Raw genomic sequence first — 12,509 nt, 5'->3', positions numbered from 1 at the left:
ATCGTGAGGGCCCCGTACGACGTCCGCCCGGGGCCCGCTCCGTACGACGTCCGCCCGGAGCCCGCTCCGTACGGCCCGTGGGACGTCAGTCCTCCTGGTGTGCCTCACGGTGGGCCTTCGCCAGCTCCACGTAACCGGCCGCGTTGAAGGCGATGCCCTCACGCTCCTCGGCGGTCAGCTCCCGCTTCACCTTGGCGGGCACCCCGGCGACGAGGGACCCCGGCGGCACGCGCATCCCCTGCGGCACGAGGGCCTGGGCCGCGATCAGCGAGCCCGCTCCGATGTGCGCGCCGTTGAGCACGGTGGCGCCCATGCCGACCAGGACGTCGTCCTCGATGACGCAGCCGTGGAGCACGGCGTTGTGGCCGACCGAGACCCGGGCGCCCACCGTCAGCGGGAAGCCCGGATCGGTGTGCACGCTGCAGTTGTCCTGGATGTTGCTGTCGGGGCCGAGGGAGATCGGGCCGCAGTCGGCGCGCAGCACGGCGTGGTACCAGAGGCTGGAGCCGGCGGCCATCGAGACCTCGCCGACGACGACGGAGGTCGGCGCGACGAAGGCGTCCGGATCGATGTCCGGCTCCTTGCCGCCGATACCGGTGACCAATGCCTGCGCTGCCATCGTCTGTTCCTCCGGTGGGTGGGTGGCCTCGGGCCCTCGTTGTTCCGCGTTCGGCGTCCGCACGAACCGTAATGGACGGTCCCGGAGTGCCGGGCAGGTGGGGTGAACATCACAGCTCGTCGCGGGGACCCGCTCCGGCCGGTCCGACTACCGTGAGCGGGTGCCGAAGAACCGCAACTCGTTCTCCTCCCTGGCCCTCCGGCGGCGCGGTGTCATGTCCCGCGTCGTCCACCGCGTCTGGGCCTGGGTGCAGGAGACCGGCGCGGTCACCGCGCAGCACCCCGGCCGGCTCCGCTTCCGCCGTATCGGTACGGGCACCCGGCTCGCCTTCCCGCAGGGCACCGTCTTCGGGGAGCCGTGGATCGAGCTGGGCGACCACTGCATCATCGGGGAACAGGTCACGCTCACGGCCGGCCTGATGCCCGATCTGGACCTGGGCTCGGAGACCGTCCTGACCCTGGGCAACGGGGTGGTGCTGGGCCGGGGCAGCCACGTCATCGCCGACACCACGGTGTCGATCGGCTCGGACACCTACTGCGGCCCGTACGTCTACATCACCTCCACCAACCACAGTTACGACGACCCGCACGAGCCGGTCGGCAAGCAGTGGCCGCGCATGGAGCCGGTCGAGATCGGGCCGGGCTGCTGGATCGGCACCGGAGCGGTGATCCTCCCGGGTGCCAGGCTCGGCCGCAACGTCGTGGTCGCGGCGGGGGCGGTCGTACGCGGCGAGGTCCCCGACCACGCGGTGGTGGCCGGCGCCCCGGCCAAGGTGGTGCGGAGCTGGGATCCGGAGAAGGGCTGGCAGCCGCCGCTGCGTACCCCCGCGCCCGTGCCGATCCCCGAGGGGGTCACGCCCGAGCAGCTCGCAGCCGTGGCGCTGCTGCTGGAGGACGCGGCCGAGGGGGCCTGACTCCGGCCGGCCCGTTCGCCCGCAGGTCCCTCCCCTCAGCCCGTCGCCAGCAGAAGCGTTCCGAGCAGAGCCAGGCCGGCGCCCGCCGCCTGGACGCCGCGCAGCCGCTCGCCGAGCACGCCCCGCGCCGTCAGCGCCGTCACCACCGGATACGTCGAGGCGAGGACGGCGGCCACGGTGACCGGGCCGTGCTGGGCGGCGAGCGCGTACGTGCCGTTGGCGGCGACATCGGCGAGGCCGACGAAGGCCAGCGCGGGCAGCGCTGCGCGTACGACACCGATGCCGCCCTCCTCGGGGAGCGCCGAGCCGCCCCGGCGCACCGAGACGTACAGGGCCGTCCCACCGACCGCGATGTTGGTGACCCGCTGGACGAAGAGGGCGAGGAAGAGTCCGGTCACCGTGGTGGACGCCTCCGAGATCAGCGCCATCACGGCGCCGAAGCCGAAGGCTGCCAGCAGGGTCAGCACGACCGCCTGGCGCTGCACCGGCGCGCCGCGCAGCTGCGGTCCGCCGGCCAGGACGATCCCCGCGACGGCGACCGCGACCCCGGCGAACCGCGGCAGTCCGGGCCGCTCGCCGACGAGCAGTCCCACGCCCACCGGGACAGCCACGCCGAGGGAGCCCAGCGGCGAGACGACCCCCATCGGGCCCAGCGCCAGGGCCTTGTAGAAGCTCAGCATCGCGACCGGGCCGACCGCTCCCGCCGCGACCGCGAACCAGAGGCGGGGGCCGGCCTCGCTCCAGCCACCGGTCGCGAGCACCACGGTCCCGAGGACCACGGCGGCGATGCACTGCGACGCGACCACCACCGTGAGAGCGGGCATGCGCCGGGTCAGCAGCCCGCCGCCGAAGTCCGCCAGGCCCCACATCAGGCTCGTGGCCAGGGCGAACAGTGCTGTCATCGGGTGCCTCGCAGTACAGTGCGGTGGTCGGGTGGGTGCACCACACCGTAGTGCAGTATTTTCGACTCTGTCATCCAGAATATTGGACGGAATGTGTCTGACCTCGATCAGCTCACCCAGTCGCTCGCCCGCAACCTCAAGCGCTGGCGGGGCGAGCGCGGCTTCACCCTGGACGCTCTCGCGGCCCGAGCGGGGGTCAGCCGCGGCATGATCATCCAGATCGAGCAGGCCCGTACGAACCCGAGCGTCGGCACGACCGTGAAGCTCGCGGACGCGCTGGGCATCAGCATCACCACGCTGCTCGACTACGAGCAGGGCTCCCAGGTGCGGCTGGTGCCCGAGAGCCAGGCGGTGCGCATGTGGTCGACGGAGGCGGGGAGCTCGACCACGCTGCTGGTGGGCACGGAGGCCAGGGGGCCGATCGAACTCTGGTCCTGGCATCTGATGCCCGGCGACAGCAGCGCCTCGGATCCGCACCCCGAAGGAACGGTCGAGCTCCTCCACGTCACGACGGGTGAACTGACCCTGATCGTCGACGGCGAGGCCCACACCGTGCCCGCCGGTACCTCCGCGACGTTCGAGGCCCATGTGCCGCACAGCTACCGCAACGACGGGTCCGAGCCCATGGAGCTGACCATGGCGGTCTCCATCCCGCCGGTCCGCCGTGAGGGCAAATGAGCGGCTCCCGGGGGCTGTTAGCGTGAGTGGTATGCGCGCTCTCCTGGACATCTTCAGCGATGCCTCTCCTGCCGCCGGCCGGCTGGAACTGCTCACCCCGCCCGTCGCGAAGGCGGTGGAGGCCGGCTGGGGCGGCATCCCCGCCGAGTCGGTCGTCCACGTCGACACCGACCCCGAGATCGCCGACACGGCTGTCTTCACCGAGCACTACGGCCCCGAACTCCTCGACACCTCGGCCAACTGCGTGGTCGTCGCCGGCAAGCGCGGCGGCGAGACCACCCTGGCGGCATGCGTGGTGCTGTCGCGCACCCGCGTCGACGTGAACGGGGTGGTGCGCAGGCACCTCGGGACCCGTAAGGCGTCCTTCGCCCCGATGGACGTGGCCGTCAGCGAGACGGGCATGGAGTACGGAGGGATCACCCCGATCGGCCTCCCGGCGTCCTGGCCCCTCCTGATCGACCCCGCCGTGGTGGACCAGGAATGGGTCCTCATCGGCAGCGGCAGCCGGCGCGGCAAGCTGATCGTCCCGGGCAAGGCGCTGGCGGCGCTGCCGGGAGCGACCGTGCTGGAGGGCCTCGGGGTCTGAGGACGGGTGGCCGCCGGGGACCCGGCCCCTGCGGCACCATTACCCGCGGAGTCGGTACCCACGGAATCGGGACCCGCGGTACCGGCATCGCTGAACGGGCCTCCGAGGGACCGTGGCCCGGCCGGACGCTCCGCAGAGGCGGAACGCTCAGCAGCCGCCGGGCCGGTGCTCCCCGAGCCACTCCGTGGCGAAGTCCACGGCCTGGCGGAGGCGGAACAGCCGGCTCGGCGCCGCCGCCACCCGGCCGGTGCCGACCGCTCCGGCCCGCGCACGGGCGAAGTCGGCCCCGAGGGCGGCGAAGTCGCTGTCGTCGAGGGCGATGTCCTCGTACTCCCACCAGCGGCGCCCGCCCCCCGAGGCCACCACACAGCGGTAGCGGCGGCGGGGCGGTGCGGGGCGGCGGTACTCACCGAGGTGGAAGGCGGTGCACCTGTCGAAGCCCGTGCCCAGCAGCAGGACCTGGGCGTCGGCCTCGTACAGCCGGGCGAGGGGGGAGCCCTCGCCCAGGTGGCAGTCCTGCCGGTGGCCCGAGAGCAGCTCCGCGGCCGCCGGGCCGAGTGCGGCGAACGAGGTCTGGGGGTGGGCGCTGCGCAGCGCGCCCGGAGTCAGCCGCACCGTCTCGGCGAGCGTGCCCATGGCAGGCGCGGGAGACGTCGCCGGGTCGAAAGCGGGCATCGACGCACGCACCTCGGCGCGGGCCTCGTCACTCAGACCCCGGACACGGTCCAGATAGGCGCGCGAGGTGTCCGAATTCTCCGGGGTGAAGGCGGGCACGACCAGCGTCCCCGCCGGGCCCACGGCCTGGCGCAGTGCGTCGGCCATACTTCCGGCGTCGCCGCCCGCCGAGCGCATCGAGGCGTGCACCAGCAGAACGCCACCCCGCCGCACGCCCAGCTCGTACAGCTGGGTGGCGACGCGTCCGTCTCGGAGGAGGAGATGCCGTGTCACAGCGGGCATTCTCCCCGCCGGAGGCCGTCCGCGACACCACGCCTCCGGGCACGGCGGGACGCGGCGCGACCCGGTGAAGGCAGCGCGGAGGCGACGCGGTGGCGGGCTCGGAGGTGTCTCGGAGGCGTCCCGGAGGTGTGGCGGCGCAGGTGGCGACGGTCAGCGGCGGGCGTCCAGGCGGGGTATCTCGATCGCCGGGCAGCGGTCCATGACCATGTCGAGACCGGCCTGACGCGTGCGCCCGTAGGCCTCCTCGTCGATCACGCCCAGCTGGAACCAGACGGCCTTCGCGCCGATCGCCACCGCCTCGTCGGCGACAGCGCCCGCAAGATCGCTGTTGACGAAGACGTCCACCACGTCGACCGGGAAGGGTATGTCCGCCAGCGAGGCGTACCCCTGTTCGCCGTGGACCGGCTCCGCCTTCGGGTGGACGGGCACCACGCGCTTGCCGAAGCGCTGGAGGACCTCCGCCACCCCGTAGGCCGCGCGGGAACGGTTGATGGACAGGCCGACCACCGCCCAGGTGTCGCCCGTGTCCTGGAGGATCCTGCGAACCGTCTCATCGTCTGCGTACATGCCCGGACAACGGCCGGTCCGCCCGCACCATTCCCCACGGGAGGGTGAAAGTGCGGGACGGACCGGCGCATAGGGTGGACCGATGCAGGAGCAGTACCGGACAGTCGCCCGCGCGGGTGTGCACGAGACCGAGATCAGCCGATCGCGTTTCCTCTGCGCGCTCGCCCCCGCCGCCACCGAGCAGGAGGCGCAGGAGTTCATCGCGCGTGTCCGCAAGGAGCACCCCACCGCCAACCACAACTGCTTCGCCTACGTCATCGGCGCCGACGCCTCCGTGCAGAAGGCCAGTGACGACGGGGAGCCCGGCGGGACGGCCGGCGTCCCCATGCTCCAGATGCTCATGCGCAGGGAGGTGCGGTACGCGGTCGCCGTCGTCACCCGCTACTTCGGCGGCGTCAAGCTCGGCGCGGGCGGACTGATCCGGGCGTACGGAGGTGCGGTCGGCGAGGCGCTCGACGCGCTCGGCACGACCACCCGCCGCCGGTTCCGCCTCGCGACCGTCACCGTGGACCACCAGCGCGCGGGCAAACTGGAGAACGATCTGCGGGCCACCGGTCGTGCGGTCCACGAGGTGACCTACGCGGAGGCGGTCACCATCGCGATCGGGCTGCCGGACGCCGATGTCGAGAGCTTCAGGGCCTGGCTGGCCGATGCCACGGCGGGTTCCGCGACGCTCGAACTGGGCGGCGAGGCGTACGGGGATGTACAGGGCGGATGAGGGATCCGGGGCCGCGCGGCATTAGCGTGGTCGGGCCGGCCGTGGGACTCCGCGGCGGGCGGTGGGCCGGACCGGTCCGGTCCCGGGGGCGGAGGAAGTGGAACATGCAGGTCGGAGCCGTCGCAGTGATGCCGGTCGGGGTGACGTCAGCCCGAGCAATGCCGGTCGGAGTGGTGTCCGCGGGGGTGACGTCGGCCGAGGGGATACCGGTCGGACCGGCGTCGGCCGGAGGGATGTCAGCCGGAGTGACGTCGGCCGGAGCGGCGTCGGCCGGAGCGGCGTCATGAGGATCCTGCACACCTCGGACTGGCATCTGGGGCGGTCGTTCCACCGCGTATCCCTGCTCGACGCCCAGGCCGCCTACCTCGACCACCTCGTCAGGACCGTGCGCGAACACGCCGTCGACGTGGTCGTCGTGGCCGGTGACGTCTACGACCGGGCGGTGCCGCCGCTGGCGGCCGTCCAGCTCTTCGACGACGCGCTGCACCGGCTCGCCGCCGCCGGGGTACCGACCGTCATGATCTCCGGAAACCACGATTCGGCCCGCAGGCTCGGCGTGGGCGCCGGGCTGATCGCAGGGGCCGGGATCCATCTGCGTACCGACCCCGGCGCGTGCGCCACGCCGGTCGTCCTGCACGACGCGCAGGGCGATGTGGCGTTCTACGGGCTGCCCTACCTGGAACCGGCCCTCGTCAGGGACAGCCTCGGCGCCCCGCGAACGAGCCACGAAGCAGTGCTCACCGCGGCCATGGACCAGGTGCGGGCCGATCTCGCCGCCCGCCCGGACGGCACCCGCTCCGTGGTCCTCGCCCACGCCTTCGTGGCGGGCGGCGAACCCAGCGACAGCGAGCGCGACATCACCGTCGGCGGGGTCGCCGCCGTCCCCGCGGGAGTCTTCGCCGGCGTCGACTACGTGGCGCTCGGTCATCTGCACGGCTGCCAGACGGTGACGGAGCGCGTGCGCTACTCGGGCTCCCCGCTGGCGTACTCCTTCTCCGAGCACACGCACCGCAAGACGATGTGGCTGATCGACCTGGGGCCCGGGGGAGAGGTGGCCGCGGAGCGCGTCGACTGCCCGGTGCCGCGCCCGCTCGTACGGCTCCGCGGGCACCTCGGCACGCTCCTGGAGGACCCGGCGCTTGAACGGCACCGGGAGTCCTGGGTGGAGGCCACCCTCACCGACCTGGCGCGGCCGGACGAGCCGATGGCCCGCCTCACCGAGCGCTTCCCGCACACCCTCAGCCTGGTCTTCGACCCGGAGCGTTCCCCGCAGGACCCCTCCGCTTCGTACGCCCAGCGGCTGGAGGGACGTGACGACCACCAGGTGGCGGAGGACTTCGTGGCCCATGTACGCGGCGGAAACGGCCCCAGCGCACAGGAGCGGACGGTGCTGCGCGCCGTCTTCGACGACGTACGGGTGAGCGACGGAGTCGACGAGGTGTCCCATTGAGACTGCACAAGCTGACCCTGACCGCCTTCGGCCCCTTCGGCGCCCCGCAGGAAGTCGACTTCGACGCCCTGTCCTCGGCGGGGATCTTCCTGCTGCACGGTCCCACCGGCGCGGGCAAGACCTCCGTGCTCGACGCCGTCTGCTACGGCCTGTACGGGGCGGTGCCCGGCGCCCGGCAGAGCCCCGGCACCTCCCTGCGCAGTGACCACGCCCCCGTGGACCGCCCGACCGAGGTGCGCCTGGAACTGACCGTCGGGGGGCGGCGCCTGGAGGTCACCAGGCGGCCCGCCCAGCCCCGCCCCAAGAAGCGGGGCGGCGGCTTCACGACCGAGAAGGCGCAGAGCTGGCTGCGCGAGTACGACCCCGAGCACGGCTGGAAGGCGCTCAGCCGCTCGCATCAGGAGATCGGGGAGGAGATCGGCGGGCTCATCGGGATGAGCCGCGACCAGTTCTGCCAGGTGGTGCTCCTGCCGCAGGGCGACTTCGCGCGTTTCCTGCGTGCCGACGCCGAGGCGCGCGGAAAGCTGCTCGGCCGGCTCTTCGACACCCGCCGTTTCGCGGCCGTCGAGGAGCGCCTGGCCGAACTGCGCCGGTCGGCCGAGGCCCGGGTCAAGGCGGGGGACGAGCAGATCCTCGCCCTGGCCCAGCGCATCGCCCAGGCGGCCGGTCCGGCCGCCGACGAGGCGGCACCGCCCGAGGAGCGCCCGGGTGAACCCGGCCTCGCCGAGGGGGTCCTTCAGTGGGCCGCCGTCGCGCGCGGCGGAGCCCGTGAACGGCTCGACATCGCCCGGTGCGTCCTGGCCGGCGCCGAGGAGCGGAGCACCGCCGCACGCCACGCACTCGAAGCCGAGCGTGAACTCGCCCGCCTCCAGCAGCGCTACGAGGAGACCCGCCGCCGCGCCGAGGGGCTGGAGGAGCGCCGCGCGGAACGCGACCGCTGCCACGAGCAGCTGACCCGCGCGCGCAAGGCGGACCTCGTCGCCCCGGCGCTCGACCTGCGCGACGAGGCCGAGCGGGCCCACCGCACGGCAGTCGCGGCCCGCGAACGGTCCCACGCCGGGCTGCCCCCCGAGCTGGCCGGAGCGGGCTACGAGCAACTGGCCGGCGAGGAGCGCGGCCTGCGGGCGGAGCTGGGCGCGCTCGACGCCGCACGCCGGGCCGAACGGCGCAGCCGTGAGATCGACGCCGAACGGTCCGGCCTGGAGCGGCAGTCCCGTTCCGACGACGAACTGATCCAGGAGGCGGCGGAGTGGCTGGCCGGCTGGGACGCCACCCACCGGGCCCTCAGAGAACGCGTCGAGACCGCGCAGGAGGCCGCGACCCTCGCGGAGCAGCTGGCCGGCCGGCTCGAACCGGCGCGCAGGAGGCTGGAGGCGGCACGCCGCCGCGACGCCCTCGGTGCGCAGGAGGAGACGGCGTCGGCAGCGCTGACCGCCGCCCGTGAGCGTGCGCTGGACGCGCGCGAGACATGGCTGACGCTACGGGAGCAGCGTCTGCGCGGGATCGCGGCGGAACTCGCAGGCCGGCTCGTCGACGGCGTGGCCTGTACGGTGTGCGGCTCGGCGGAGCACCCCGCGCCCGCCCGCGCCGAGGCCGGCCATGTGGACCGCGCCACCGAGGAGGCCGCGCTCGCCGCCCACCAGCGGGCCGACCGGGCCCGTGCGGAGGCGGAGAGCGAGCTCGGAGTCCTGCGCGAACGCCTCGCCGCGGCGCGGGCGGAGGCGGCGGCCCCGCAGGACGCGACCGGCGCCCCGGAACCGTCGGACGCGACGGGCGCCCGCGAAGCGACGGAAGCGGACCGGGACTCCGCCTCCGTGCCCGCACTGCGGGCGGTCGTCGACCGCCTGGCCCGGGAGCACCAGGACGCGCACCGCCTGGCCGCGGGAACGCACGCGGCGAGGGAGGCGCTGGCCGCCGCCGAGCGTGAGCACCTCGGCCGCCTCGACGACCGGCAGCAGGCCGAGCGGCGAGCGGCCGCCCGCACCTCGCTGCGGGAGACGTTCGACCGTGAACAGGCAGCCCTGGAAGCAGAGTTGGCGAAGGCCCGGGGCGGCTGCGCCTCCGTGGCCGAGCGTGCCGGGCTGCTGGAGCGCCGTGCGGGGGCGGTGGCGGAGGCCGCCGAGGCGCTCCGCGCAGAGCAGGACGCTGCCGAGCGCCTCAAGGAGGCCGACGGCAGGCTGGCCGACGCCGCCTTCCGGGCCGGATTCGCCACCCCGCAGGCCGCCGCGGCGAAGCTCCTCGACGACACCGCCCAGCGGGAGCTCCAGCACCGGATCGACGCCTGGCAGACGGAGGCCGCGACGGTCGCCGACCGGCTCGCCGAGGAGGACGCCCGGGCCGCCGCCGACCGCCCCGCCGCCACACCGGAGGCCGCCCAGGAGGCGTACGACCGGTCCGTGACGGCCCTGCGCGACAGCTCCGCCGGGCATGCCGCAGCGCAGGAGCGTGACGCCGAACTCGGCCGGCTCTCCCGCCGTGCCGAGGAGGAGGTGCGTGCCCTGGGCCCGCTGCGCCAGGAGTACGAGAGGGTGGCCCGTCTCGCCGGGCTGACCGCGGGCACCTCCGCGGACAACGAGCGCAGGATGCGCCTGGAGTCGTACGTGCTGGCGGCGCGCCTCGAACAGGTGGCCGCTGCGGCGACGGCCCGGCTCCAGCGGATGTCGGCGGGCCGTTACACGCTGGTCCACTCCGACGAGCGCAGCGGGGGCCGCAGGTCGGGGCTCGGGCTGCACGTCGTCGACTCCTGGACCGGCCGGGAGCGCGACACGGCCACACTGTCAGGCGGGGAGACCTTCTTCGCCTCGCTCGCCCTGGCACTCGGCCTCGCCGACGTGGTGACGGACGAGGCGGGCGGCGTACGCCTGGACACGCTCTTCATCGACGAGGGCTTCGGCAGCCTGGACGACCAGACGCTGGACGAGGTGCTCGACGTCCTGGACTCGCTGCGCGAACGCGACCGCAGCGTCGGCATCGTCAGCCACGTGGCCGACCTGCGCCGCCGTATCCCCGCCCAGCTGGAGGTGGTCAAGGAGCGGCACGGGTCGGCGGTCGTCCACCGCGCGGCCGACGTGCTCAGCGGCTGATCGCCCGCCGGGGGAGGGGCGAGGAGTAGACGACGCTGGTGGTCACGGAGCCGAGCGCGCCGATCCGTCCCGTGACCTCCTCCAGGTGGCGCATCGACCTCGCGGTCACCTTCAGGACGAAGCAGTCGTCCCCGGTCACATGGTGCGCCTCCACGATCTCCGGCGTCGTGTCCGTCAGATCGTGGAACGGCTTGTAGTTGCCGTTCGGGTAGCGCAGCCGTACGAGGGCGAGGATCGGCAGGCCCAGCCGCTCCGGGTCCACCACCGCGGCGTATCCGCTGATCACCCCCAGCTCCTCCAGGCGGCGCACGCGTTCTGTGACGGCGCTCGGGGACATCGCCACGGCGCGGGCCAGGTCGGCGAAGCTCACGCGTCCGTCGCGTTGCAGGACGTCGAGGATGCGCCAGTCCGTGGCATCCGGGGAATAGTCGGTCATGGGAGCAGGCAACAGGGGAATCCCCTGCGGATCAAGCGATGTGCCGGGGATCACTGCTTCCGATGGTCGTGGAGCGGCCGTAGATTTCTGGCCATGACCTCACAGACCCGCACCACCGGCAACCCCGTCCTGCGTGTCCCACCCGCCTCCCCGGCGGCGGCAGTCGCCTACTTCGGCGCGTCGCTGGCGTTCCATGCGGACGTGTCCGATGTGGCCACCGCCCTGGAGTCCGGCGATGACCCCGGATTCGTCGTACTGGACTCCCGGTCCACCGCGTCCTGGGACCAGGGGCACGTCCCGGGTGCGGTGCACCTGCCGACCGCCCTGGTCGCGGAGCAGGCCGCCGGACTCCTCGACCCGGCGGTTCCCGTCGTCACGTACTGCTGGGGGCCGGGCTGCAACGGAGCGACCCGGGCCGCCCTGGCTCTCGCCGAACTCGGGTACCAGGTCAAGGAGATGCTCGGCGGATTCGAGTACTGGGTGCGGGAGGGATTCGCCTTCGAGACCGGGGAGGGGCCGCGGCGGCGCCCCGCCGATCCGCTCACCGCGCCGGTGGACGCCGACGACTGCGGCTGCTGAAAGGCGGGCCCCCGGTCCAGGCGTGCGCAGGGCAGCGGCTGTTCACTCTCCGAGGAGCGCGCCGAGCAGGGGGATCGGTCACCCGCCGAGGAGCGCGCCGAACAGGCTCTCGCAGTCGTCGCCCGCGGGCAGTCCGCTGACCTGCCCGTCACCGACCTCCACCACCCGCCACACCCCGTCCTCCCGCAGCGCCATGTCCGTGGTCACCCACCGGCAGCCGAGTGTGCGCACCGCTTCGCCGACGGCGTCGAGCGCGGGCGCCGGGACCAGGCCGGGCGTGTCCGGATGTGCTGTCACCCGCACCGGCTCGCCGTCCACCCACCAGACCCGTGCCTCCCCGCCCGGCACGAACGGCTCGTACGCGCGCAGCACCACCCCGCCGGCGAGGAACTCCCCCTGAAGTTCGAGGAACCGGCCGACGACGCCCGTGAGCCGCTCCGGTTCGCTCAGCTCCGGCACGAAGCACGCCTCGTGCCATTCGTGCTTACGGGACTTCACGAAGTCCTTGACGATGCCCGGGCCCGGACCGAGGTCCCCGGCGAGGTCCGACCACACGGAGGGATCGGGCAGCGCCTCACCCACGGACAGGGCACGCCAGACGCTGCGCGGGGTGAGCTGGGCGAACGCCTCGTACCAGCCGGGGAGTTCATGCGCGGTGCGGTACGCGGAGGAACCGGTGAGCAGCGAGCAGCCACGGGCGAGGAGGGCGCGCTCCAGATCCGCGTAGCGGTCGGGCGGAATCATCCAGCCCCGGTACCAGTACGGCCCGGAGTCCCTCCGGACCCGGCCGACGGCGGTCTCCGTGTCCCCGGCCAGGAGCGCGTCGTGGTCGATCAGCCCGGCCCGCGCACCCGCGCGCCGTGCCGCGGCCGCCTCCTCGGCGAACCCGGGGTCCGGGCGGCGCGGCCCCAGGGGGTCGGAGCAGAACAGGAAGCCGGGCGGAGTCATGCGGGGACCGTCCTTCGGACCGTCGACGGGGCGGAACAAGGGGGACGGGGGCGTGCGGGGGCCGGGCACCGGC

At 73.8% G+C, this 12,509-nt stretch carries 13 protein-coding genes; 7 read left to right on the top strand and 6 right to left on the bottom strand.

Features of this window, described 5'->3' with window-relative positions; genetic code table 11:
* Positions 1–85: 85 nt before the first annotated feature.
* Complete coding sequence (locus JKV81_RS26320) at positions 86–619, bottom strand: gamma carbonic anhydrase family protein (protein ID WP_202078097.1); 534 nt, start codon at positions 617–619, stop codon at positions 86–88.
* Between the two features lie 160 nt (positions 620–779).
* Here JKV81_RS26320 and JKV81_RS26315 point away from each other — a divergent pair, with 160 nt between their 5' ends.
* A complete protein-coding gene (locus JKV81_RS26315; protein ID WP_129261084.1) occupies positions 780–1,532 on the top strand; it encodes an acyltransferase in 753 nt (250 codons plus the stop codon).
* Between the two features lie 35 nt (positions 1,533–1,567).
* On the opposite strand, the gene JKV81_RS26310 is transcribed toward JKV81_RS26315, so the two are convergent.
* Positions 1,568–2,434: an EamA family transporter gene (locus JKV81_RS26310; RefSeq protein ID WP_129261082.1), complete on the bottom strand. Its 867-nt coding sequence runs from the start codon at positions 2,432–2,434 to the stop codon at positions 1,568–1,570.
* A 93-nt stretch (positions 2,435–2,527) separates the two neighbouring features.
* On the opposite strand from JKV81_RS26310, the gene JKV81_RS26305 reads away from it, so the two are divergent.
* Both JKV81_RS26305 and JKV81_RS26300 read left to right on the top strand, forming a co-directional pair.
* On the top strand, positions 2,528–3,112 hold the full coding sequence (locus JKV81_RS26305) for a helix-turn-helix domain-containing protein (RefSeq protein ID WP_129261080.1): 585 nt from the start codon (positions 2,528–2,530) through the stop codon (positions 3,110–3,112).
* A 31-nt stretch (positions 3,113–3,143) separates the two neighbouring features.
* On the top strand, positions 3,144–3,698 hold the full coding sequence (locus JKV81_RS26300; protein ID WP_202078096.1) for a YbaK/EbsC family protein: 555 nt from the start codon (positions 3,144–3,146) through the stop codon (positions 3,696–3,698).
* Positions 3,699–3,845: 147 nt separating this feature from the next.
* Here JKV81_RS26300 and JKV81_RS26295 read toward each other — a convergent pair whose 3' ends face one another.
* Together JKV81_RS26295 and JKV81_RS26290 are read right to left on the bottom strand one after the other, a co-directional pair.
* Positions 3,846–4,655, bottom strand: coding sequence for an AAC(3) family N-acetyltransferase (locus JKV81_RS26295; RefSeq protein WP_202078094.1), 810 nt, complete (start codon positions 4,653–4,655; stop codon positions 3,846–3,848).
* A 150-nt stretch (positions 4,656–4,805) separates the two neighbouring features.
* Positions 4,806–5,222, bottom strand: a complete 417-nt coding sequence (locus JKV81_RS26290) for a CoA-binding protein (protein ID WP_202078092.1) — start codon at positions 5,220–5,222, stop codon at positions 4,806–4,808.
* A gap of 82 nt (positions 5,223–5,304) precedes the next feature.
* Between JKV81_RS26290 and JKV81_RS26285 the strand changes: the two genes are divergently transcribed.
* The 3 genes from JKV81_RS26285 (at position 5,305) to JKV81_RS26275 (ending at position 10,473) form a co-directional block, all read left to right on the top strand.
* Positions 5,305–5,940, top strand: coding sequence for a YigZ family protein (locus tag JKV81_RS26285; protein WP_124278276.1), 636 nt, complete (start codon positions 5,305–5,307; stop codon positions 5,938–5,940).
* A 283-nt stretch (positions 5,941–6,223) separates the two neighbouring features.
* A complete protein-coding gene (locus JKV81_RS26280; RefSeq protein ID WP_202078090.1) occupies positions 6,224–7,390 on the top strand; it encodes an exonuclease SbcCD subunit D in 1,167 nt (388 codons plus the stop codon).
* Positions 7,387–10,473, top strand: coding sequence for an AAA family ATPase (locus tag JKV81_RS26275; protein ID WP_202078088.1), 3,087 nt, complete (start codon positions 7,387–7,389; stop codon positions 10,471–10,473). The genes JKV81_RS26280 and JKV81_RS26275 overlap by 4 nt, the downstream gene beginning before the upstream one ends.
* Here the strand turns inward: JKV81_RS26275 and JKV81_RS26270 are convergent.
* A complete protein-coding gene (locus JKV81_RS26270; protein ID WP_129261068.1) occupies positions 10,463–10,909 on the bottom strand; it encodes an Lrp/AsnC family transcriptional regulator in 447 nt (148 codons plus the stop codon). The two genes, JKV81_RS26275 and JKV81_RS26270, sit on opposite strands and share 11 nt — an antisense overlap.
* A gap of 93 nt (positions 10,910–11,002) precedes the next feature.
* On the opposite strand from JKV81_RS26270, the gene JKV81_RS26265 reads away from it, so the two are divergent.
* A complete protein-coding gene (locus JKV81_RS26265; protein ID WP_202078086.1) occupies positions 11,003–11,488 on the top strand; it encodes a rhodanese-like domain-containing protein in 486 nt (161 codons plus the stop codon).
* 78 nt (positions 11,489–11,566) lie between these two features.
* Here the strand turns inward: JKV81_RS26265 and JKV81_RS26260 are convergent, their stop codons facing one another.
* A complete protein-coding gene (locus JKV81_RS26260) occupies positions 11,567–12,436 on the bottom strand; it encodes an ATP-grasp domain-containing protein (protein WP_202078084.1) in 870 nt (289 codons plus the stop codon).
* Positions 12,437–12,509: the final 73 nt, after the last annotated feature.

Origin of the sequence: Streptomyces silvae (genome assembly GCF_016745505.1) — a bacterium.
In the GTDB taxonomy this organism is placed as follows: Bacteria; Actinomycetota; Actinomycetes; order Streptomycetales; family Streptomycetaceae; genus Streptomyces; species Streptomyces silvae.
The sequence above is the reverse complement of the archived record's forward strand: the minus strand, read 5'-3'. Positions and strand labels throughout refer to the sequence as shown.